Source organism: Terrimonas alba (assembly GCF_042434975.1).
Classification (GTDB): Bacteria; Bacteroidota; Bacteroidia; order Chitinophagales; family Chitinophagaceae; genus Terrimonas_B; species Terrimonas_B alba.
Genome location: NZ_JBHMQM010000010.1, coordinates 192,107 through 214,563 on the forward strand (window position 1 = coordinate 192,107; position 22,457 = coordinate 214,563).

Below are 22,457 nucleotides of genomic sequence, written 5' to 3' on the forward strand. Positions count from 1 at the left end.
TGAATATTTAATTAGGAATAAGGGTTACAAATTCCATGCTGTTTTTTTCATTGATTCATTTCCTAAACATTTCATCCGTCCGGTTTGTCAATTCATCACTGAGGTTATTTGTTTCAGCTTTGTGTATTCGTTTCTTTATGGGACTAAAATAAGTAACCATGAAATATGTAATCAAAGGAGCTGTGCTGGCGGTTATTCTTTTCCTCTTAATCGTTGCAATAGCTTAATCAACACATCGACCCGGAAAGAACGAACGGTTACCTGGTTTGACCGGTAACGTCAAAATGTATCACCATTCCCGACTTTTGTATAACAACCGGTTATCTTACTCAATTGAACTTTGTGCTATAAAAACAAAAGATAAATGGCACAAACAATTTTAATTACCGGAGCTTCCCGCGGATTTGGAAGAATATGGGCGGAAGCATTTTTACAAAGGGGCGACAATGTCATCGCCACGGCAAGAAATACAAAAGCTTTAGAAGGCTTAGTTAAAAAATACGGTGACGCCGTGCTGGCGCTGCAACTAGATGTTACCAACCGTGCACAATCCGTTGCCGTAGTAAAACAGGCGCATGAACATTTTGGCAGGTTGGATGTTGTTATAAACAATGCCGGCTATGGCTTATTCGGTACGATTGAAGAAACGACGGAGCAGGAGGCAAGAAGCCAGGTTGAAGCCAATGTATTTGGTTTGCTGTGGGTGACACAGGCAGTACTACCCATTATGCGGCAACAAGGACATGGCCATATCATACAGGTATCGAGTGTGCTGGGGATTGCTACATTGCCAACATTGGGTATTTACAATGCATCCAAGTTTGCCGTGGAAGGATTAAGTGAAACACTAGCCGCTGAGGTAAAAGATTTTGGTATCAATATTACATTGGTTGAGCCCAATGGTTTTGCAACAGACTGGGGCGGAACATCAGCTGTACATGCACAACCGATCGAAGCTTACAGCAGGGTGAAGGAGGCCTTCCAGCAAGGTTTGACTGAAGATATTTTTGGAAAGCCCGAAGCGACAACGGAAGCTATTCTTAAACTGGTTGACTCACCCAATCCGCCATTGCGTTTGTTTCTTGGAAAGGTAGCTTTGCCGTGGGTAAAACAGGTTTATACCGAAAGACTGGCAGAATGGGAAAGCTGGAATGATGTAGCTGTGAAAGCACACGGTTAAAATGATTTATCACAAGCAAAATATATAGGGTGGCGCTCTGTATATTTTGCTTTCAATTGTCACCAATGAAACATGTAAAGAGCTTAAATGACCTGCACAATGAACATGGATTTCCGCCGCCGGAACATCCGTTGTTTAGTTTAATAAAATGCGATGGAACCTGTGCCAACCCCGGCATCGAACATACGAGTGATTTTTATATGATCGGGTTTAAAAAATTTAAGTCCGGAACCATGCTCTATGGCAAAACAAAATACGATCATGACCGTGGCACCATGTCGTTTATCAAGCCTGGCCAGTTTGTTGGCATGCGTAATCTTGAATTAGAAGAAAATGGATTCATCATTTACGTTCACGAAGATTTTTTGATGGGTCATTCTTTGTATAATGAAGTAAAAAAATATGGCTACTTCGATTATGAAGTAAACGAGGCATTGCACCTGACGCCGCGGGAAGAGCAGATCATCTGGGAACTATTTCATAAAATGGAGACCGAGTATTATAATAACCCGGATGAATACAGTAAAGGAATTATTCTTGGCCATCTGGATTCCATTTTGAAATATGCCCAACGTTTTTATAAAAGGCAATTCATTAACCGCACCGAGATGTCGGGAACCCTGGTAACAAAATTCAATACTGTTCTCCGAAACTATGCGGAAAAAGGCTTGTTGAATGAAAGTGGATTGCCAACGGTAAAGGACATGGCTTTGCAATTGAATATTTCGTCCCGCTACCTGAGCGACCTGTTAAAACAGGAAACGGGCAAAACTGCTCTTGAACATATTCATATTTTTCTTGTTAATGAAGCCAAAAATTTATTAGTTGGTTCGGATAACACTATCGCCGAAACAGCTTACCGGCTGGGCTTTGAAAATCCGCCTTATTTTTCCCGGTTGTTTAAAAAAGAAGTAGGATTAAGTCCGAATGAGTACCGGGAAAAGTTTCTGAATTAATACAGTAGCCTTGTCAACTGCATAGTTCCCGTCATTCCGGGAAACCTCAGCTTTTTTAAAAGTGAAAACTTAATAAAGCAAGTTGATTTCCTAAAACCCCATGTTTATTTTTTAGCGGCCTTTTCATAGATATCCAATATGCCCTGCCTGATAGCAGGCCATTCGTATTGCGCCAGCAAATGTTTCCTGCCATTCAAAAATTTTATCTCCAGCGAAGGAGCATTGATTAATTGCTGTTTTGCAAAACTGGCATTCGACGTGTCGACGATATCATCCCTGGCGCCTTGCAGGTAATAAACCGGCACCCGGATATTTTTCCACAGCGGCAACATTTTTTCCAACTCTTGTTTGTGGTACAATTTTTCTGTATTGGCAGAGCGGAAAATGCGGGGAACGAACCAGCGCATTGACCAGTGCTCAATGTAGGGCGAGATACCAAAATAAGTTTCACGGCCGGGTCCAATAGCGGGGCCTGTCAATATCAAACCATCTACCAGTCCCGGATGGTCCATAGCCAATCGGCTGGCTATCGATGCCCCATACGAACTACCCACTACTATTATTGGATGGCGGGCACGATTAAGACTATCCAATATGGGACGAATCATCTCCACCTGTTTTTCAATACACGGTTCAGGATCACCCAGGCCGGAATAACCATAGCCGGGCCGATCTACCGCATACATCCTGAATCGTCCGTGCAAGGCACTGTCTTTATATCGCCGGCTGTAGTAACTGATGGACCCCGGCGAACCATGGAGAAACAATAAGGTGGGAAGGCTATCATTACCCGCCGCCACATAACGCAGCCTGCGACCATGCGAAGTATAATAATGTATGGTGGCATCAATGCTTTGGTCGGTAAATATTTTATTCAGTTCTTCATCAGACCGGCGAAACTGTACATAATGATCAAAAATGAGGCAGGCAATAACGATCATCCCGATCAATATTACCAGGACACGCAATGTGCGTCTCAACCATCGTCCTTTTCGTACCTGTTTTTGCATGGAATATAAATTTAGGAAGAGGTTTTATTTTTTTATAATAACAAAGAATTAAAAAATAACGAATGGGGTCCCACCGGATCAAAGTGGTATAACAGTTCTGCAGGTAAAAAAATCGGCCCGGAACAGTTAATTTTTATAGCAATGATTACTGGCATAATTTTATTGATCGCTAACGCACTGTTCTTTAATTCTAAAGCTCAAGTATGAAATATTTACTACTCCTGATTGCCGCCGTCATCACTTTTAATTGTAGCCCCAAACTTGCCCCGGATTCGGGCTGGGATCGTGGACGGTGGGTGCTGGTTGAAATGAAAACCGTGCCGGTGCAGCAAAGTGGCGGACGAAGGGACGCCACTGTTATTTTTGATGTAGCCCAAAAAACTTTTCGTGGAAATGGCGGCTGTAATCAAATAAATGGAAATTATCATGTGGAGAAAAATAATATCAGCTTTACCGATGTCAGCAGCACTAAAGTGATATGTGAAGATATTGAGTTTGAAAAAACCTTTTTGTCATTGCTTGGAAGTATTGACCGGTATGAATTAAAAGGCAATGACCTCCTGTTAAAAAGGAAAAAAGAAACAGTTTTGATATTAAGAGCCCGGTAGTTTATTGCTGGTCGTATTGGCTGAGTTCTTATTTTTGAAAAATTGATTTGTAACCAACAATAGCATGCGCTAAGCAGGTAATATACACTTATTCTGAAGCCCTGGGATGTAATAAAAATTCAACTATGGAATACAGGAAAGTCGGTAAATCGGATCTTGAATTATCAGTTGTCACTTTTGGCGCATGGGCTGCCGGAGGCTGGATGTGGGGTGGCACGGAAAAAAAAGAGGCCATTGATGCTATACGGGCTTCTTATGATTTCGGGATTACTTCCATTGATACGGCGCCAATTTATGGACAAGGAGCCAGTGAAGAGATAGTGGGTGAAGCAATAAAAAATATTCCAAGAGATAAAGTGCAGCTATTGACGAAATACGGGCTGCGATGGGACTTGAACAAAGGTGAATTTTATTTCAAAAGTAAAAACAACGAGGGCGGCGATATTGATATCTACAGGTATGCCGGCAGAGAAAGTATCATACTGGAATGTGAAAACAGTTTACGAAGGTTAGGTACTGACTATATCGACCTTTATCAAATACACTGGCCCGATAGCACTACACCAATTTCCGAAACAATGGAAGCCGTGGCCAAATTGCAACAGCAGGGAAAGATTCGCCATGCGGCCGTGTGCAATTATAGTATTGACTTACTCAAAGAAGCACAACAATATATTTCCATCGTTTCTAACCAGGTGCCTTATAGTATGGTGAAGAGAGATATCGAGCAAACCGTTGTTCCCTGGTGTATCGACAATAATATTTCTATCCTTGCTTACAGCCCGCTGCAAAGAGGATTGCTGACAGGAAAACTAAAACCCGGTCACCAGTTTTCGCAGGGTGATCATCGTGCGGACTTATATTTTTTCAAGCCTGAAAACATCGGGCGAACCAATGCATTTCTTCAGGCGATTAAGCCGTTAGCTGATAAGCAGAATGCTCCTCTTTCGCAATTAGTGATCCGCTGGACGGTAGAACAGCCGGGCATTACCATTGCACTGGTCGGTGCAAGAAACGCTGAACAGGCCATTCAAAACGCCAAAGCCCTACAGGTGAAATTGTCAACGGACGAAATTGATTTTATAACGCGGGAGTTAAACAAACTTGTTTTGATAAAGCAATAAAGTTGTTAGTCTTTCTTTGGTCCGAACGAATTGCCAGTTACCTGAATTTTTTAAGAAATGGCGCTACGGATTTGTAGAGTTCTGCATTATGTTCCAGGTACAAAGCATGGCCTCCTTCAACGAGTTTGACATGACTGGCGGGAAATCGCATCAGTTTATAATGATTAACGCCAATCGTATAGTCTCTGGTGCCACTAATGATCAGAACAGGAACAGAAATTTTCGCAGTTTTTGCCGCGAAATCGGAAAAATATTCCGGGTAGCTCCATAGCTTTTGCGCATACACATATTTTAGAAAAGGGAGGGCCATCAGGCTATCATCGTATTCCTTGCTTGTCTTCCTGTCAAACATCAATTGATAAACAATCCCTTTTTGCTGAAGCCGGCTGAATATTTCACCCCAGCGTTGAAAAAGCGGAATGGAATCATTGAAAAAATGTTTTTTATCCTGTGGATTATTTCCCAGCAATTCAACTCCTTTCCTGATTCCGTCTTTGGCAGTGGCCGTTAAGTTGATCGTACAGTTCAGGTAAATCATGGCTTTGATTGCAGGCTGATACTGATAGCAATATTCGGTAGCTAGTATGCCGCCAAAAGAATGCGCCATAACTATCCATTGTTTATAATCCAATTTTTGTCTTACCTCGTCAAAGTCTTTGACAACTCTCTCCAGTGAGTAGTTATTGTCTTTGGCTGTATCCGATCTGCCGCAACCCCGCTGGTCGAGATACACCAGCTGAACATCTTTTGAAAAAATATCGCCGCCTTCTTTTTCGAAATAAAATGAATTGGAGCCCGGACCGCCGTGTATAAACAAAACTGGAAAGCCCCTGCCCGAACGCTTCACAAATAGTTTAACGGAATCGGAAGTGGTTACATATAACGAATCAACAAAATGAGTTTGGCAAAAAGCAGTTGCAGAAAAGAAAATAAATATGGCTAAACAGGCGGTACGCATAAAAATGGATTGCGGACAAAACTATCATTATTTTCTGCACCCCCATCCACTTTAAGATAATCCTGTTTTATAGTTGAATGGCTATTGGCCGGCAGGGACATATTTGTTTACAACAATCCCGTTTTTATAAGCGGTTGAAGCTGCCAGTTGCAAGGGGTAGCTTTTGTTGAAAATGCGCATCCCGTCGCCGATGGCAATAGGGTTGGTATATAAATACAATTCGTCAATCAGGTTATGGTCAATTAATGACGAAACAAAGCCGGCCCCGCCGTATACTATAATATCTTTACCAGGTTTAGCCTTCAATGCATTGACCGCCGTAACAAGGTCCCCATTTTCGACAGTTACATTTTTTCCGCCAATTGTTTTTTGTGTTTTGCTGAATACAATTTTTGGCAGGATAACCATTTTTTTTGCAAATTCGAACTCGGGACTCTCCGGTTGATTGTTGACCACATTTTCCCAATAGTTAACAAATCCATCAGTCATCTTGCGACCCATCAAAATAGTATCACCGTTGTCTGTAAACTCATTGACGAAAGCTACCAGGTCGTCATTCCAGTCAAAAGACATCCAGTCTAATTGACCCTGCGGACCGGCAACAAATCCGTCAATCGTCATTTGCATTTGTAATTTCAGTATTCGCATTTTTTTATTTTTTAGAAGTTGTGATTGATTGATGATACAAAGTTGTCAATAATTTCAAATGGGCGAGGGTGGGTCAAACGACTTTTGAAGGGCATTTTGCGACAACTATTTTTTCCCGCAATCTCAAATCCTTATCCCAGTGATCTGAAAGTGTAAATCCATCTCTGATTTAAAAGCAGTAAATTTCTCCAACAAAAAAAGTTGTTATGAAGCTGGAAAAGTCAATTACGATTCTTTATTCAACCGATATAAAGAGAAGCCTTACTTATTATATGGATAAATTGGGTTTCGATGACAAATGGGAGTGGGACAGCCCACCGACATTTGGCGGAGTGGTGAAAGATGAGGTAGAAATTTTTTTCTGTGAAAAAGACCAGGGGCATCCCGGCACCTGGCTTTGTATTGTGTTGGACAACGTAGATGAATATTATGAAAGTATAAAGGACAAAGGCGCCAACATCATAGCACTACCGGAAAGCAAAGAATGGAATATGCGGGAAATGCTGATCAAAGATCCGGATGGCCATATCATCCGGTTTGGCCACCGGATAGAATGTGATTGATATATAAATTTGAAACCATGATCATCAGCCGCAGAAAATTTATTGCTCAAACAACGGGTCTTGCTGCCGGCTCTTTATTTTTTGCGAACGATTTGTTGCAGGACAAGAAACGATTAATGACGGTAAATGGCTGGATTACGAGGGAGCAGCCGGGGTTTTCACTGACACATGAACATGTTTTAGTTGATTTTATCGGCGCCGATTTAATTGATCCTTCCCGTTATAATGCAGAAGAGGTTTTCCAGGCGGCCTTGCCAAAACTTTTGGAATTAAAACAAAGGGGTTTCCAAATGATCATGGAATGCACGCCGGCTTATATCGGGCGTGATGTGAAATTATTAAAACGATTGGCGGACGCAAGCGGCTTATATATTCTTACCAATACCGGCTACTACGGTGCGGCAGGCGAAAAATATCTGCCTTCCCATGCATGGAAAGAGACGGCGGAGCAAATAGCGGCAAGATGGATCAGTGAATGGAAAAATGGCGTTGAAGAAGGCATCAAACCCGGATTTATAAAATGCGGAGTAGATAAATATCCTTTGTCTGACGTGCAGGCAAAAATGATCGATGCCGCGGCTATCACTCATTTGGCGACAGGGTTAACAATCGGTGTACATAGCGGCAACGGCGAGGCTGCCATGGAAGAATTGCGAATTATCAAGTCAAAAGGCATTAGGCCCGACGCATGGATTTGGATACATGCACAAAATGAAAGTGACCGGAAAGTACATATTCGTGCAGCCAAAGCGGGAGGTTGGGTTTCTTTTGATGGAGTAAATCGGGAATCTATTTCACAGTGCATAGATTTCTTAAAAGATATGAAAGAGCAACACCTGCTTCAACATGTTCTTTTATCCCATGACTCAGGTTGGTATCATGTAGGCGAACCTGGTGGGGGAACTTATAATGATTACAATACTATTGCCGACAAACTTATTCCTCAATTATTTCAAAATGGATTTACACAGCCCGAGCTACAACTTCTGTTTGGGGTCAACCCGGTAAGGGCATTTACTGTGAAAGTAAGAAGGATATAGTGTCGGCGTAGGAAAATATTCTGTCCCGGATTATACATTATCGGGATATGGATGCACCCATGGGCTTCTATAAGCTCGCTGCAAAAGTTTGGTTGCTTCTGTATCGCCGGTCACTTCTTTTTTTACCGGATCATATCTCAATACCCTGCCTCCTAACTGCATTGAGATATTTGCGAGAATACAGCTAGCTGTTGAAATATGTCCCTGTTCGATATCCGCTACCGGGTCTATTTTTTTATCAATGGCTTCCAAAAAGTTCAACATGTGTAACCGTGTGGCTGGTGCGGCATGCAATTCTATTTTCGGCTCCTGCAGGTCTGCCGGATATTTTTCCTTTTCATACACCACATCGCCATGTATTTTTTGTCCATCACCTGCGGGAACAAAATCGTATTTCATAGTGCTGCCCATCAGTGTGCCCTTTTCGCCATATATCTTAAATGCCCAGGGATATTCAGGGTCCGCTGCTGTGCCCCAACTGCGGTGTTGCCAAACACAGTTCAGGTCATCAAATGCAAAGATGGCTGTTTGCGTATCAGCAATATTGCTCTTGCCGGTTTTATCGACATATATTCCTCCTGTTGAACTGATACGGTTGGGCCAGCCCAGGTCAAGCATCCAGCGTACCGCATCAAGCATGTGGACACACATATCACCCATGATGCCATTTCCATATTCCATAAATGTTCGCCACCACCGGGTATGTGGCAGCCCGTCAAAAGGTCGAAGCGGTGCGGGGCCGGTCCACATTTCATAATCAAAAAAATCGGGTACTGACTGCACAGGCGGGTTACCGTTGCTGCGCATATGATAATAACAGAATATTTCGGCGTGGGAAATTTTTCCAAGTAAACCGGCGTCAACAATTTTCTTTTTGGCTTCGAGCAGGTGAGGGGTGCTTCTTCGTTGCATACCCACTTGTACAACGCGGTTGTATTTGCGGGCTGCTGCCAGCATAGCTTCGCCTTCCATGACGTCTACGCTGATGGGTTTTTGTACATATACATGGGCACCGGACTTTAGTGCGTCGATGGTTTGCAGTGCATGCCAGTGATCGGGTGTGCCGATCAATACAATCCCGGGCCTTTGTTCTGATAACAGCTTGCGGTAGTCGCCGTATAAAGCTGGTTTTTTCTTCGTTGCCTGTCGGTCACTCACCATTTGTGCAGCTTCTGCAAGCAGGCTCTTATCAGGATCGCAAAGAGCGGCTACTTCTATCGGTGCCACCTGCATCAGCCGAAAAAGATCGCTTTTACCATACCAGCCAGTACCTATCAATGCTACACGACGAGGCGGAGCTTCGTTCAATGCATCCAGGCCATAGCGGCTTATTGCAGCAAGGGCTAATGTTGCCGAAGTGTCGCGGATAAATTGTCGGCGGTTCAGGGGCATCATACATCTTTTATTTAAGGTGTAAACAATCGCTGTTTTAAAGTTAACCCCTCCTGCATTTTTAAAGAAATTTCTTCACTGAACCACCTGCTTCTATCTTTTTACACAAACAAAAAAAGGTGATACAAATCATCTGTATCACCTTTTTTTAAAATAGTTCTTATCAAGGTTTCTCAGGGCTCATTATTTTGCCTGGCTTTGATATCTCTTGTATTTTTTTGCACCGCAATGGCAGCAAAGAGACTAAGCACAAAGGCCATCGCATAAAATCCTTTTTCACTTTTTTCTATATCAGCGTTCCAAAGTCCAATAGTAAGTAATACGATTGAAAGGAGCGTAGTAAACCAGGCAATACCGTAATACAGGTTGGTAACCGGGATTCCTTCCATCTGGTCTCTTACGGCTTTCTGAACGGAAATAGCTGAAAAAAGGCCAAACATCAATACGGTGAAATAATAACCTTTTTCATTTAACTCCATTTCGGCATTCCAGAGGCCGATCAAAAAAGCAATAACGCCAATAAATAATGCTAACCAGGAAGCTGCGACAAAAGCCGCTGATGGTTGTTGGTTTTGTTTTTGTTCCATGATGGTTGTTTAAGGCAACGAATCTATTGTCCTGGTTGGGAATTTCTTTTGACCAAAATCAAAAACCGGTTCAGTGAATGTTAAATCCGGCTGCGTATCCTGCTCAATGTTTCCTGGCTGATGCCGAGATAAGAGGCGATATATCCCAATGGCACTCTTTCTAAAATATGCGGGGTTTGCTGCAGCAGGTTTTCGTATCGTTCGGTAGCGCTTTTGAAATGCGCATTCACAAATCTTTCTTCTAACCGGATATAATATTTTTCGTAAGCAATTCTTACCAGCCGCTCAATTTCATGATAGCGGTTAAAAAGATTTGTCAGGGTGTCTTTGGAAATGCTCCATAAAATACTGCCCTCCAGCAATTGAATATTTTCGACCGCGGGTTCCTGGGTAATGAAACTGTGAAAAGAGGTGACAAAATCCTTTTCAAAACCAAACCAATGCGTTATTTCTTTTCCATCCAGTGTATAATAACCTCTTAAAGCACCTTGCTGCACAAAATATAAATGACGACAGACCTTTCCCTCCGTTACTAAAAATGCATTTTTACCTGACACTACTTCTTCAAAACAATCGTACAATGCATTTTGTGCTTCAGCACTCAATTCGTAATAATTTTTGATATGTGTTAAAAGCTTTTCCATGTTATTGCTGCTGTTATTAACTAAAATTAAACTACAAAAAAATAGCTGATTAGTATTCTTAAAGCGTAAGTTTTTGAAACTATGGATGTCACCTGATGCTGCGACATACCAGCTAAAAATAGTATTAAGAATGCTAAGCCCGAATGATATCATTCATTGTTAAAAAAATTAACAATGAAATGGTATGGCACAGTCATTGTTTGACACCTTGCTCTTTTTGATGCATATGCTTAACCGGCAAATGATCTTTTCCAAAAACGTTTATTCATTAACCTATTTAATAACACTGTAAAAAAGGACATGTATGAAAAAACTAAAATTAGCAGTAGTTGCGTTGACAGTTTCATCAGGAGCACTTTTTTCTTTTGATGTATTGCAAAGCAATTCCATTAAAGGAACGGTGACACCCGCCGATAAAGCGATCCGGGCATGGGCCATGTCGCCAACGGATACACTAAATGCGGAAGTAAAGAATGGTGCATTTGAAATTCAAGGTGTAAAACCCGGTACTTATTCAGTTATCATCCAGGCCCAGGAGCCATATGCGAGTACCAGGAAAAAAGATGTAGTTGTAATAGCAGACAGCCTGGTGACAGATGTGGGTGAAATTGCACTACAGCCTAAATAATAAGTTGCGATCAATAACACCAAACACAAAAGCGGGTCACTAATTTAGTGGCCCGCTTTATGTTTAACTGTTTATTACAAGAGTATTTTCGCTTATATCATTTGTGTAAAAAGTATAAAGGAGAACGTTGATCGTTGAAGCAATTTTCGTTTAACCAGGATGCCACTTACTTAATTATCACCGTACCTAATTTCTTTGTGAGATCGATCTCCATTCCCTTTAAATGAATATGGGTTTGATGAAGCATTTCATACTCTTCTGTGGTGTGAGGTTTTTCGAGGTCAAGCTGGTTTTCGAGCAACATCCGTTTTACTTTTCTGAGCTTTAGATAATTGACCACGGACTCTACCTCTTCATTGGTTTTGTCCTCGTCTATTTTTAGAAATCCCATTAGCTGCTTGTCATTGCCTTTAGCGATGGTGCGCATAAAGTCTTCATAACTCTGTTGAAACAATTGTTTTTGAAAGCCGCTGTCCTGGCTGAATTCGGACCGCCAGCGTTCACTTTCTTCGTAGGGAAAGTTGAGCAACGAAACAGCGAAAGTACTTAGGTTGGTATCAGGGTGATAAATAAAATAGCTTTTGTTTGGTTCTGTTACTCCTTTTTGCAGCAGCTCCTTAAAGGTCGCCAGCAGTATCAACACATCTTTGTTATCAATCAGGCTTTCATCCATCATTTCATCAAAAATGTATTCGGCCACAAGCGTTGTGTCGTTCCATTTTTTGATGCCGTATTCTAATAGGATCCTGGCGAGTTCTCTTTCCTGTAATTCATCTTTGAACAGCAAATTGAAAGTTGCGTCGTCGTAATTGGTTTGTTCAGCTTGCCTGGCATTTTCTTCGTGTTTTTTTGCTTCTTCAAAGGGTAATTTCCTTTCCTGGGTGGCGATACGGTCGCGGATGAATTTATTGACGAGTGAATGCAAACCTGCCTCATCAATTTTTAAGATTTCGGCGCACTGCTTGATATAGTCCTGTTGCTTGGTAAAATCTTCGGCTTTATTGATGCGGGCTATGGTCTCTGCCATTTTCGTGACCACTTCCGCTTTTTTTACCGAATCGCTACCGGCATCCTTCAACGCAACTTCCAGTTGGAAGAGGATAAAATCTTTTTTGTTGCGCTGTACAAATTGTGCAAAGGCGGAAGCTCCCACTTTATTTACATAACTGTCAGGGTCTTCTTTATCGGGGATTAATACCAGTTTTACATTTAGTCCTTCTTCCAACGCCAGGTCCAGTCCACGCAACGCCGCTTTTATACCGGCCGCATCGCCGTCATAAACAATAGTAAGATTGTTGGTGTATTTTTTTACTAATCGAAGCTGGTCAGGTGTTAAAGCTGTGCCACCGGAGGCGACGACATTTTCAATACCTGCCTGGTGCAATGATATAACATCCGTGTATCCTTCCACCAACAAACATTCATCGGCTTTGTCGATAGCTTGCCTGGCCTGGTAAGAGCCATATAAAATTTTACTTTTTACATAGATCTCATTTTCCGGTGTGTTAATGTATTTGGGCGCCTTATCATTACTTTTTAATATCCTGGCACCAAATCCCAAAACCTTACCGCTGTGATTATGGATCGGGAAAATAACCCGGCCGCGATAATTGTCAATCAATTGTTCATTCCGTAAAACAACCAGGCCGGTTTTTAATAATAAGTCTGTATTGAATTGTTTGGAAATCGCTTCTCTCGCAAAAGCGTCACGTTGTTCAGGCGAATAGCCCAATTGAAATTTGCTAATGATCTCCTCCCTGAAACCTCTTTCTTTCAAATAGCTTAGCCCAATATCCTGCCCTTCGTCCGTTTCAAACAGCGTTTTGGAAAAAAACTGCCGGGCAAAATTGTTGATAATAAAAAGGCTTTCGGCAGACTGCTGTTGTTGACGCTGCTCATCTGTTGCAAAAGTCTCTTCAATTTCGATATCATATTTTTTGGCCAGCCATTTCAGGGCCTCTACATAACTATACTTCTCATGCTCCATAATGAAGCTGATCGAATTGCCGCTTTTGCCACAACCAAAGCATTTATAAATTTCTTTGCTGGGCGATACGGTAAACGAAGGAGTTTTTTCATTGTGAAACGGGCAAAGGCCCAGGTAGCTGGCTCCCCGTTTTTTCAATTTTACAAATTCGCCTACTACATCCAGGATGTCAATTCGGCCGAGTATCTGCTGTATGGTGTTTTGGGAAATCAAGATATTTTACTGGCTGCAATTTATCCAATAGCGGCTAAGAACCGAAATCATAATAACGGGTGATGAGTTTTAAATAGGTATATATTAAAAAAATAATGCAATACCGGCTAAACCTTTTCGTTTGATGCTTGTCTCACCTAAAATTTTTTTATGAAATTAATCTTCATCCTTTTGGCCGTCTACCTTGGGTCAACAGCACTTGCATCAGCACAAAACCAGGCTGGCGAGGACTCTACCGGGCTCCCCGGTGATAATTTTAGCCTGCAGGGGAGCCTGCAAATGTTTCAAAAAGCAGGTTCACCGGAGGAGTTCGAGAAATTGATCAATTCCGAAAATAACAGTGTGAACAATCTCGATCTGAATGGTGATGGAGAAATTGATTATGTACGTGTCATTGATAAATCAGAAAAAGATATCCATGCTTTTGTATTACAGGTGCCCGTTTCGGCAACGGAAAACCAGGATATTGCTGTGATAGAGTTGGAAAAAACCGGCGATACCACTGCGGTGGTGCAGATCGTGGGTGATGAAGATATTTTTGGCGAAGAAGTGATTATTGAACCAGACGGTGGAGGGGATGAGCAGGCTTTTCTTGACAATTATAACTATGGTTTAGCGCATGGACCCAACGCAAGTTATAGCGCTGCTGGAGCCAGGGTTGTTGTAAACGTATGGTTTTGGCCATCGGTTCGGGTTGTCTATGCACCAGCTTATCGTCCCTGGATTTCACCCTGGAGATGGCAGCATTACCCAGGTTGGTGGAGGCCCTGGAGACCGTTGGGATGGCATGTTTGGCGTCCAGGAGTTGTACACTATCACCGGCCATTTGTAGTGGTGCACACACATAGAGTAGCAAGAGCCCATGCATTTTATCGGCCCTACCGGGTAAGTTCGGTAACTGTCAGAACACGGCATGCAGCAGCCGTGGGAAATTATAAAGTGAGCCGGTCAAAGACAACGGTAACGGGTCCAAGGGGTAATGGCGTTACCAGGAAAACAACTACCGTAAGAGGACCGAAAGGAAAAGTAAGAGCCTCAAAAACAACGATCAGGAGAAGAAGATAATAGAGTATTGTCGAAACATGCTACGAGAGCCATCCATGGATTGGGTGGCTCTCCTTTTTATCTACACTCACTACTATTGCCATGTGCCAAAAAATTGCTCGCTCATACCAAAAAAGAGTTTTAATTTACATATACCATCCAGCACCCCGGGGAAAAATTGAGTAACGCCATATTTATTCACTTTTAAATTTAAAATCCCATGGTTCAGGTAGAAACTTCACAGCTCACAGGAGAGTGTAATGCCTGGAGAGAAAAACTTCGTCAATACCGCGACGAATTTTCAAAAAACAAAACAAAACTCCAGGACGCCGCCAGCCGAACACTCTCCAAAGATCAACTCCAGGACGTCGAACATCTCCACAATCAATTTCACATTCAGCTCATCAACATTCACGATCTTAAACATGCCATAAAAACACATGAGCAGAAGATGAATTATGAGATGAATGTCAACAATGGAAAATTGAACGGAGAAACAATGGCGGAGCATGAAAATTTATTAGACCAATATCAAAGCCTCGAGCTCACTTTGCAGGATCTTCGTGATGAGTTCGATGATTTTCTTACCCGAACGTCGTAGGAAAAGTTTTAAAGTTTGCAAGTTCAATAGTTCACAAGTTTGCTTATGCTTGTGACGAGACTCATGCACGGAAAAGATCTGTTGACGATACTGTTTTAGCATACCGATTCGAAATGGAACTTGTGAACACGTATAGACAAGTATAACAATTGAACAGGTAAACTTTCGTATTCATCTTTAAAACATTTTGCCATGCCAGAGTTTGATACCTCACATGTAAAAAATATTGTCTTGCTGGGCCATGCCGGCTCCGGCAAGACGAGCTTAGCGGAGTGCATGTTGTACGAAGCCGGGCTCATTACCCGCCGGGGAAATATAAACGATAAAAACACAACAGGAGATTACCACGAACTTGAACAGGAACGTGGTAATTCTATTTTTAGCAAGCTCCTTCATACCAAATGGAGGGGTTATAAGATCAATATTCTCGATACCCCCGGCTATGATGATTTTGTAGGAGAAGTTATTTCTGCGCTACGCGTTGCTGATACCGGCGTGATGCTTTTAAATGCCGTGATGGGAGTTGAAGTCGGTACCGATATCATCTGGGAGTACACCGAGAAGTTTAAGACCCCGATGATCTTCGCTATAAACAAGCTGGATGATGACGATGCTGATTTTGACAAAACCGTCAGGGAGGCAAAAGCACATTTTGGTAGCAAAGTGGTAGTGGTGCAATACCCCCGGCAAACAGGATCCGGCTTTCACGAGATCATCGATGTGTTGCGGATGACGATGTATAAATTTAAAGATGCCGGAGGTAAACCTGAAAAATTGCCGATACCCGATGAAGAAAAAACAAGAGCCGATGAATTGCATAAAGAACTGATTGAAGCCATAGCCAGCAATGATGAATCGTTGATGGAAAAATATTTTGATAAAGGCGAATTGGATGAAGATGAAATGAAAATGGGGTTGAAGAAAGCCATGATCAGTCATGATATCTTTCCTTTGTTTTGCTTGTCCGCAGAAAGAAATATGGGAAGCGGTCGCCTGATGGGTTTTATTGACAATGTTTGTCCCAGCGCCAATGAAATGCCACCGCAAACAACAAAGAAAGGAGAGAAGCTAAATTGTGACGCCAGCGGACCTCCCTGCATGTTTATTTACAAAACTGTTTCTGAGCCGCATGTGGGTGAGTTAAGTTTCTTTAAAGTTTATTCGGGTACAATAAAAACAGGAATGGAACTGGAAAATGAATCAACCGGAGTTACAGAAAAAATAACCCAGTTGTTTTTAGTTGAAGGGAATAAGCGGACCAATGTAAATGAACTGGTGGCTGGCGATATTGGTGCTACATTAAAATTAAAAAATACACATGTCAACAATACCCTGCATTCGAGAAGCAGAAATTACGAATTGCCTCCTATTGAATTTCCTCCGCCAAATATGACGGTGGCTATTGAGACACTGAAGAAAGGTGAAGAGGAAAAGTTATCACAGGCCATGCACCAGTTGCGGGAAGAGGATCCTACTTTGATGGTAGAGGTTTCACCTGAATTAAAACAAACGCTGATCCATTGCCAGGGAGATATGCACCTGGCGGTTGCGAAGTGGAAGATCGAACATAATCATAAGCTGGAAGTGAAGTTTGTAAAACCAAAGATCGCTTACAGGGAAACGATTCGTAAAATGGCCGATGCCAGCTATCGCCATAAGAAGCAAAGTGGCGGGGCCGGCCAGTTTGGCGAAGTATTTTTGCGGATTGAGCCCTGGCATGAGGGTATGCCCGAGCCAAAAGACCTGACTGTAAGAGGCCGGGATACTTATGATCTTGATTGGGGCGGCAAATTAGTTTTCTACAATTGTATTGTGGGTGGAGCTATCGATGCAAGGTTTCTCCCATCTATTCTGAAAGGAGTGATGGAGAAGATGCAGAATGGCCCATTGACGGGTTCCTATGCCCGTGACATCCGCGTAAGCGTATATGATGGCAAAATGCACCCTGTTGACAGCAATGATATCTCTTTTAAAATTGCGGGCTTGCAGGCATTCCGTCATGCATTTCAACAGGCCGATCCCCAAGTGCTGGAGCCCATCTACCGGGTGGAGGTATTATGTCCCGACGATCTTACCGGTGCTGTAATGGGAGATTTGCAAAGCCGCCGTGCTATTGTGGAAGGCATCGATAGCGATGGACATTTTCAAAAGGTAATAGCAAGAGTGCCGCTGGCGGAAATGGAAGGTTATTCTTCCTCATTACGTTCCATTACGCAGGGAAGAGCCAAATTCAAAATGCGCTTTGATGCATATGAACCGGTGCCATTTGATATTCAACGCCGGTTAATTGATGAATATAGTAAGACGGCGAAAGAAGAATTGGTTTGATTTTTTCTTGATACTGAAACCGGTCATTGAAAAGGTGGCCGGTTTTTTTGTTAAACTGTAAACACCATCATCTCACTCTCCGCCGTGGCTTTTGGTATCCTGATATTTTCTTCCTTTAAGCCTTCAAGATGAAATTGAATGGCATCAAAAATATTCTTTTCAACAAGAGCTTTTGTTTTGCCAGTAGCAATAACGCCAGGGAGATCCGGAACATACGCGGAATATCCAGTCTTTGTTTTTTCGTAAACTACAAGGTACTTTCTCATTGCTTATCAATTTGAGCTTGTTTAAAAATGCTATTCAATGTGCCGGGAGCGATATCATCCGTAAGTTTATGTGCAGCAATAGTAACAAGACCTTTTTTTACAGGATGTTTATATTGCTAGTGGCTCCCTTTTTGCCTGGCCAGAAACCATCCGTCTTTTCGATCAGTTTAATCACTTCCCGGGCTTTCATGGTCGAATTTACTAATATAATTAAGCGATAATAAATGCGCAAGTATTGTAATATGCCAAGCAGGCGCAACACGATTGAAGAAGTCATTTAGGGCATTTCTAAAATCCAGGCTTCGCAAATGCCCCCTTAATTTGTCGCATTTTCAGTCTTACAGTTATAAAAATTCATAGGAACTTTGTTTAAAACAGAAATTTATTATAAGCCGGTGGTGTTGTATTTTTAAACTACCAGCAACCGCAATTTTGTTGTGATGCCAACTGTCAAATTCACTTATGCGCTTAATCGTTTTTTTTCGGGATTGAAAGATACCCCGGCAACAGGTGTTACGTTGAAGGAAGTGTTGAAAGAAATGGACGGCAACTATCCGGGCATCCGCAATTATATTTTGGATGAACAGGGAAGCCTGCGCAGACATGTCAACATTTTTATTGATGGCAGGTTGATCAACGACCGGGTTGGCCTAAGCGATCATTTTACGGAGAAAAGTGAAATTTATATTATACAGGCTTTGTCGGGCGGGTAATTTCAACAATCAACAACTATTTTTTATGCAATCAACAATGCTGCTTGGCACCCGCAAGGGTCTTATCGCTTACCAGTTTAAAAATAATCACTGGTCGATGGAGAATCTTTCTTTTGAAGGAGCCCCCGTATCTATTGCCTATGCCGATCCCAGGACAGGCACCTGGTGGGCCAGTCTCGATTACGGGCATTGGGGTGTAAAACTTCATCGCTCAGGTGACAGGGGCAAAACATGGGAAGAAATTACGGCACCTGCTTATCCTGAAGGCGAAGAAGTCAAAGACGGGGTTCCGGCTGCTACCCGTTATATCTGGGCGATGTCGCACGGGGGTAAAAGTTTTCCATCGAGGTTATGGATCGGGACAGACCCAGGTGGTTTGTTTGTAAGCGAAGACAGGGGCAACAGTTTTCAACTCGTTGAATCATTATGGAAACACCCGACACGTAAAGAAGGATGGTTTGGTGGTGGTCGTGATCAGCCGGGCATTCATTCGATTGTAGTTGATCCGAGGGATGAAAATCGTATTCATGTCGGTATTAGCTGCGCCGGTGTTTTTGAAACAACTGATGCAGGAAAAACATGGGAAATACGCAATAAAGGCATGCGGGCTGATTTTCTTCCCGACCCCAATGCCGAAACAGGTTATGATCCGCATATATTGGTCGCAGCTCCAACCAATCCTGATATATTATGGCAGCAAAACCATTGCGGTATATTTCGCTCTGTTGATGGGGCAAAGAACTGGGTGGATATTGGCCAGCCTGAGGGGCCGGCGAGGTTTGGATTTGCGATGGCTGTTGCGGATGATAACGCCGATCAGGCCTGGGTAGCTCCGGCTAAAGCCGACGAAACAAGAACTGCTATTAAAGGTGCTTTATGCATTTGCCGCACAGATGATGGTGGTAAAAGCTGGAAGCAATTAAGAAATGGTTTGCCACAGGAAAATTGTTTTGATATTGTGTATCGTCATGCATTGGCAACTTCCGGTGATGCTGTTGCATTCGGCACTACTACAGGTAATTTATTTTTCTCACCTGACCGCGGAGAGAGCTGGCAGACGATCAATAATTATTTGCCGATGGTGCATTCGGTGCAGTTTGTGGAGTGAGATTGAATGTTTTTAGATGATAAGACTTTCGTATACTTAATGTTCCTGACTGTTACTTATGAAAACATCGAAGCGCATCAAAAATTTTTCGCCCGCTCATTTTGGAGACTTAAGAAATAATGCAGCACTTCCGATATTATCGTTGTCATGGTGCTATGAGAAAATTTTCAATATTTCTATTGCCAGGTATTTTATTGTTATCATCCTGTTGGGATTTTACGAACAATAGAATACCTGAACCTCCAATAATTCCACCTAAAAAAGTATGGGGTTATAAACCGGTATTTTCTGTCGATTCATCTATTTTGAAAATTGCGACTGTTGCCCCACAACCGGTAAGATTTCCCGGAAAAATATATATAAAGGGAAACCTGATCTTTCAAAATGATCTTGGCAGCGGTGTACATGTTATAGATAATTCAAATCCTTCCGCTCCGGCTCCGACAGGTTTTATTAAGATCTTGGGAAATTCTGAAATATCCATCAAAGGAAATGTGTTGTATGCTAACTCATTTACTGATCTGGTTGTAGTGGATGTAAGTGACTGGCAAGCTGTGAGGGAAGTAAAAAGAATAAAAGACGCTTTTTACCAGGGTGCACAGTCAGGGGGGTATCCTGCGCATAACTTTATACCCCTGCCTGAGCATGGAGTATATTATGATTGTCCCTGGCAATATGCAAATGGGCTTGCACATGTCCTGACCGGGTGGACCCGTGACTCAGTGTATGACAATACTTGTTATTATCCCTAAAAAAATTATATGCGCTTAGTGATAAAGATAATTAGTTCAGGACTGTTCTTATGGTTGATTACCATTAGCTGTACTAAGGACGGAAGTAAATCTGCTGATGCGCCTGGTACGGGAACAGGGGGATCATTGGCAAGGTTTACTATTGCGGCCAATCATCTTTACCTCGCCGATTATAACAGCATCGAAGTATATGATCTTGCAGATGCGGCTAACCCGGTTAAAAAAACGTCCGTGAATGTTGGTGGCTGGGGTATAGAGACTATTTATCCCTATATGGATAAATTATTTATCGGTTCCCGTGATGGAATGTTCATATATTCTATTGCCGATCCATCTCATCCTGTAAAATTGGGTGAAGCCCGTCATGTACGCAGTTGCGATCCTGTAGTAGCGAATGATTCTATTGCTTATGTTACGCTTCAGGGGGGCTCCCCCTGCGGGCCTGCACAAGACGGTTTGTATATTTATGACATAAAAAATGTTACCGCTCCTGTTCAAAAAAGTTTGTTTCCAATTTCTACTCCATTTGGCCTGGGGCTAAAGGATTCCGTAGTCTTTGTCTGTCGTGGGGGCTCAGGGCTTTCGTTGGTGAACGTTGAAAAGCCTTCTTCGCCTGAATTAATGTACACTGTTGCCGACGGAAATTTCAAAGACGTGATTCCTTACGATAATTTACTGATTTGTTATGTAAGTACAGGACTATTGATATATGATATCAGTGACTTGAAGCAGATAAAAAAAATAGGGACTGTTGATTATTAAGGTCACGGTTGTTCAGAGATTCTATTTTTTTAGAAACAGGTGTTGTCAACGAACATAGGAATGTTTTTACTTATTTCGGCACCACAGCCCCTTTATCAATCCATTCTTTCACTTTTGAAACAAACTCTTCGTGGCTAAGTGGTGGCGGCGTGCCGTAAGTCCAGCTATTTAATACCAGTGGCTCATGCTCTACATGATGAAGAAGATCTTTTTTAAAATCTTTGAAGCCGGTAAAGTTATTGTCTTTGAAATGAGCGGCTAATTGTGCAGGTGTTTTTCCTTCGAAGACCATTTTCCTGTTGGCGGGAGGCAAATGCCAGAGTGCATGACCGGGCGGCATGTGTTGACCTGGTACATGTTCTGATTGATGGCAATTCGAACATTTCATTGCATACACTCCTTTACCGTCAGGGCCTCTTGTTACATTTTGAGTATGAATATGACTATCGTCACCCTGCAAGGGTGCATCGCCTTTCGGGTGGCAATTCATACAACGCGGATGCATAAGAACTTTATAAGCTTCTTTAAACGCTTCTGCTGATTCCTGTTCTCTTTTTATTTCAGCATCAGTCTTATCAACGGAGTTAGTTGATTTTGCTTTTGTATCATTAGCAGGTGAAATCTTAATAGAAGCAGTCGTTTTTGTTTTATTCTTTAATGGCTGTGCAATGGCCACTGTAAAGCCTGATAACAACACAATGTATAGTACGTGTCTGAATCCGAAACGAAAATTCTTTTGCATAAAATCTCTTTTGGAGTTGAGAATTCTTACTTCATAGCGGCTGCCCTGTGAATGGCTTTTCTCACCCGCTGATAAGTGCCGCAGCGGCAAATATTGCCCGACATGCCCAAATCAATATCATTATCAGTTGGATTGGGTTTTGCTTTTAGCAATACCGCAGCTGCCATCAGTTGCCCGCTTTGGCAATAGCCACACTGCGGCACGTCTTCTTCTGTCCAGGCCTTTTGCAGCCGTTTGCCAATGGGATCATTAGCTAACGCTTCAATAGTTTTTATTTCCTGGCCTTCAGCTCTTTTAACCGGTGTGATGCATGAACGGATTGCGTCACCATTTAAATGAACGGTGCAGGCGCCACATTGCGCAGCGCCGCAGCCAAACTTTGTTCCGGTAAGTTCTAATGTATCTCTTAACACCCATAAGATGGGTGTTGAGGGTTCTACATCTACGTTGTATTCTTTACCGTTTACTTTTAAGCTTATCATGAGTAGTTTCTTTAAGTTTTTAGTTATTTAACCATACAAGGCATAGAAGAAATACAAGCATAAATCCTAAAATGCCTTGTATGTCTTGTATGGTTCAGTCATTGTCAAATAAAAAATAAAA

26 protein-coding genes are annotated in these 22,457 nt (G+C 42.3%); 14 read left to right on the plus strand and 12 right to left on the minus strand.

Annotation, left to right across the window (positions count from 1 at the left end; all coding sequences use genetic code 11):
- Positions 1 to 364: 364 nt before the first annotated feature.
- Positions 365 to 1,180, plus strand: a complete 816-nt coding sequence (locus tag ACFEL9_RS25130; RefSeq protein WP_385895889.1) for an SDR family NAD(P)-dependent oxidoreductase — start codon at positions 365 to 367, stop codon at positions 1,178 to 1,180.
- A gap of 65 nt (positions 1,181 to 1,245) precedes the next feature.
- Complete coding sequence (locus tag ACFEL9_RS25135; protein ID WP_385895892.1) at positions 1,246 to 2,136, plus strand: helix-turn-helix domain-containing protein; 891 nt, start codon at positions 1,246 to 1,248, stop codon at positions 2,134 to 2,136.
- Between the two features lie 104 nt (positions 2,137 to 2,240).
- On the opposite strand, the gene ACFEL9_RS25140 is transcribed toward ACFEL9_RS25135, so the two are convergent.
- Entirely contained in the window at positions 2,241 to 3,146 is a 906-nt protein-coding gene (locus tag ACFEL9_RS25140; protein WP_385895894.1) for an alpha/beta fold hydrolase, read from the minus strand.
- Between the two features lie 203 nt (positions 3,147 to 3,349).
- Between ACFEL9_RS25140 and ACFEL9_RS25145 the strand changes: the two genes are divergently transcribed.
- Entirely contained in the window at positions 3,350 to 3,754 is a 405-nt protein-coding gene (locus tag ACFEL9_RS25145; RefSeq protein WP_385895896.1) for an META domain-containing protein, read from the plus strand.
- Between the two features lie 125 nt (positions 3,755 to 3,879).
- The gene (locus tag ACFEL9_RS25150; RefSeq protein WP_385895898.1) at positions 3,880 to 4,878 is read left to right on the plus strand and encodes an aldo/keto reductase; all 999 of its coding nucleotides are present in this window, start codon (positions 3,880 to 3,882) and stop codon (positions 4,876 to 4,878) included.
- Between the two features lie 37 nt (positions 4,879 to 4,915).
- Here ACFEL9_RS25150 and ACFEL9_RS25155 read toward each other — a convergent pair whose 3' ends face one another.
- Both ACFEL9_RS25155 and ACFEL9_RS25160 read right to left on the minus strand, forming a co-directional pair.
- Positions 4,916 to 5,836: an alpha/beta fold hydrolase gene (locus ACFEL9_RS25155; RefSeq protein ID WP_385895901.1), complete on the minus strand. Its 921-nt coding sequence runs from the start codon at positions 5,834 to 5,836 to the stop codon at positions 4,916 to 4,918.
- A gap of 81 nt (positions 5,837 to 5,917) precedes the next feature.
- Positions 5,918 to 6,484 (minus strand): dihydrofolate reductase family protein, encoded by a 567-nt coding sequence (locus ACFEL9_RS25160; protein ID WP_385895903.1) that lies wholly within the window; start codon positions 6,482 to 6,484, stop codon positions 5,918 to 5,920.
- A 206-nt stretch (positions 6,485 to 6,690) separates the two neighbouring features.
- On the opposite strand from ACFEL9_RS25160, the gene ACFEL9_RS25165 reads away from it, so the two are divergent.
- Both ACFEL9_RS25165 and ACFEL9_RS25170 read left to right on the plus strand, forming a co-directional pair.
- On the plus strand, positions 6,691 to 7,047 hold the full coding sequence (locus ACFEL9_RS25165) for a glyoxalase superfamily protein (protein ID WP_385895906.1): 357 nt from the start codon (positions 6,691 to 6,693) through the stop codon (positions 7,045 to 7,047).
- 17 nt (positions 7,048 to 7,064) lie between these two features.
- A complete protein-coding gene (locus tag ACFEL9_RS25170) occupies positions 7,065 to 8,087 on the plus strand; it encodes a phosphotriesterase family protein (RefSeq protein WP_385895909.1) in 1,023 nt (340 codons plus the stop codon).
- 30 nt (positions 8,088 to 8,117) lie between these two features.
- Here the strand turns inward: ACFEL9_RS25170 and ACFEL9_RS25175 are convergent, their stop codons facing one another.
- The 3 genes from ACFEL9_RS25175 to ACFEL9_RS25185 all read right to left on the minus strand — a co-directional run bounded on the left by ACFEL9_RS25175 (position 8,118) and on the right by ACFEL9_RS25185 (position 10,710).
- Entirely contained in the window at positions 8,118 to 9,482 is a 1,365-nt protein-coding gene (locus ACFEL9_RS25175; protein WP_385895912.1) for a Gfo/Idh/MocA family protein, read from the minus strand.
- A gap of 170 nt (positions 9,483 to 9,652) precedes the next feature.
- The gene (yiaA, locus tag ACFEL9_RS25180; RefSeq protein ID WP_385895915.1) at positions 9,653 to 10,066 is read right to left on the minus strand and encodes an inner membrane protein YiaA; all 414 of its coding nucleotides are present in this window, start codon (positions 10,064 to 10,066) and stop codon (positions 9,653 to 9,655) included.
- A gap of 80 nt (positions 10,067 to 10,146) precedes the next feature.
- On the minus strand, positions 10,147 to 10,710 hold the full coding sequence (locus ACFEL9_RS25185) for a Crp/Fnr family transcriptional regulator (protein WP_385895917.1): 564 nt from the start codon (positions 10,708 to 10,710) through the stop codon (positions 10,147 to 10,149).
- A gap of 304 nt (positions 10,711 to 11,014) precedes the next feature.
- Here ACFEL9_RS25185 and ACFEL9_RS25190 point away from each other — a divergent pair, with 304 nt between their 5' ends.
- Positions 11,015 to 11,338 carry a carboxypeptidase regulatory-like domain-containing protein gene (locus tag ACFEL9_RS25190; protein WP_385895918.1) on the plus strand — a complete coding sequence of 108 codons (324 nt, stop codon included), beginning with the start codon at positions 11,015 to 11,017 and terminating at the stop codon, positions 11,336 to 11,338.
- Between the two features lie 166 nt (positions 11,339 to 11,504).
- On the opposite strand, the gene dnaG is transcribed toward ACFEL9_RS25190, so the two are convergent.
- Entirely contained in the window at positions 11,505 to 13,538 is a 2,034-nt protein-coding gene (dnaG, locus tag ACFEL9_RS25195; protein WP_385895920.1) for a DNA primase, read from the minus strand.
- 150 nt (positions 13,539 to 13,688) lie between these two features.
- On the opposite strand from dnaG, the gene ACFEL9_RS25200 reads away from it, so the two are divergent.
- The 3 genes from ACFEL9_RS25200 to fusA2 all read left to right on the plus strand — a co-directional run bounded on the left by ACFEL9_RS25200 (position 13,689) and on the right by fusA2 (position 17,511).
- Positions 13,689 to 14,603 carry a hypothetical protein gene (locus ACFEL9_RS25200; RefSeq protein WP_385895922.1) on the plus strand — a complete coding sequence of 305 codons (915 nt, stop codon included), beginning with the start codon at positions 13,689 to 13,691 and terminating at the stop codon, positions 14,601 to 14,603.
- A 199-nt stretch (positions 14,604 to 14,802) separates the two neighbouring features.
- Positions 14,803 to 15,183, plus strand: coding sequence for a hypothetical protein (locus ACFEL9_RS25205; RefSeq protein WP_385895923.1), 381 nt, complete (start codon positions 14,803 to 14,805; stop codon positions 15,181 to 15,183).
- A 192-nt stretch (positions 15,184 to 15,375) separates the two neighbouring features.
- Entirely contained in the window at positions 15,376 to 17,511 is a 2,136-nt protein-coding gene (gene fusA2, locus ACFEL9_RS25210) for an elongation factor G2 (protein WP_385895926.1), read from the plus strand.
- A 50-nt stretch (positions 17,512 to 17,561) separates the two neighbouring features.
- On the opposite strand, the gene ACFEL9_RS25215 is transcribed toward fusA2, so the two are convergent.
- Genes ACFEL9_RS25215 through ACFEL9_RS25225 form a run of 3 tightly spaced genes read right to left on the minus strand, consistent with a single transcriptional unit; the run spans position 17,562 to position 18,054 of the window.
- Entirely contained in the window at positions 17,562 to 17,777 is a 216-nt protein-coding gene (locus ACFEL9_RS25215) for a type II toxin-antitoxin system HicB family antitoxin (protein WP_276503229.1), read from the minus strand.
- A complete protein-coding gene (locus ACFEL9_RS25220; RefSeq protein WP_385895971.1) occupies positions 17,774 to 17,857 on the minus strand; it encodes a type II toxin-antitoxin system HicA family toxin in 84 nt (27 codons plus the stop codon). The genes ACFEL9_RS25215 and ACFEL9_RS25220 overlap by 4 nt, the downstream gene beginning before the upstream one ends.
- A 17-nt stretch (positions 17,858 to 17,874) precedes the next feature.
- A complete protein-coding gene (locus ACFEL9_RS25225; protein ID WP_385895929.1) occupies positions 17,875 to 18,054 on the minus strand; it encodes a hypothetical protein in 180 nt (59 codons plus the stop codon).
- Between the two features lie 163 nt (positions 18,055 to 18,217).
- On the opposite strand from ACFEL9_RS25225, the gene ACFEL9_RS25230 reads away from it, so the two are divergent.
- The 4 genes from ACFEL9_RS25230 (at position 18,218) to ACFEL9_RS25245 (ending at position 21,112) form a co-directional block, all read left to right on the plus strand.
- On the plus strand, positions 18,218 to 18,490 hold the full coding sequence (locus ACFEL9_RS25230) for a MoaD/ThiS family protein (RefSeq protein WP_385895931.1): 273 nt from the start codon (positions 18,218 to 18,220) through the stop codon (positions 18,488 to 18,490).
- 25 nt (positions 18,491 to 18,515) lie between these two features.
- Positions 18,516 to 19,598, plus strand: a complete 1,083-nt coding sequence (locus ACFEL9_RS25235; protein WP_385895934.1) for a WD40/YVTN/BNR-like repeat-containing protein — start codon at positions 18,516 to 18,518, stop codon at positions 19,596 to 19,598.
- Between the two features lie 155 nt (positions 19,599 to 19,753).
- Positions 19,754 to 20,350, plus strand: a complete 597-nt coding sequence (locus ACFEL9_RS25240; protein ID WP_385895937.1) for an LVIVD repeat-containing protein — start codon at positions 19,754 to 19,756, stop codon at positions 20,348 to 20,350.
- A 9-nt stretch (positions 20,351 to 20,359) separates the two neighbouring features.
- A complete protein-coding gene (locus ACFEL9_RS25245) occupies positions 20,360 to 21,112 on the plus strand; it encodes an LVIVD repeat-containing protein (protein ID WP_385895939.1) in 753 nt (250 codons plus the stop codon).
- A 70-nt stretch (positions 21,113 to 21,182) separates the two neighbouring features.
- Here the strand turns inward: ACFEL9_RS25245 and ACFEL9_RS25250 are convergent, their stop codons facing one another.
- Both ACFEL9_RS25250 and ACFEL9_RS25255 read right to left on the minus strand, forming a co-directional pair.
- Positions 21,183 to 21,854 (minus strand): hypothetical protein, encoded by a 672-nt coding sequence (locus ACFEL9_RS25250; protein WP_385895940.1) that lies wholly within the window; start codon positions 21,852 to 21,854, stop codon positions 21,183 to 21,185.
- A gap of 26 nt (positions 21,855 to 21,880) precedes the next feature.
- Positions 21,881 to 22,336, minus strand: coding sequence for a (2Fe-2S)-binding protein (locus tag ACFEL9_RS25255; RefSeq protein WP_385895943.1), 456 nt, complete (start codon positions 22,334 to 22,336; stop codon positions 21,881 to 21,883).
- Positions 22,337 to 22,457: the final 121 nt, after the last annotated feature.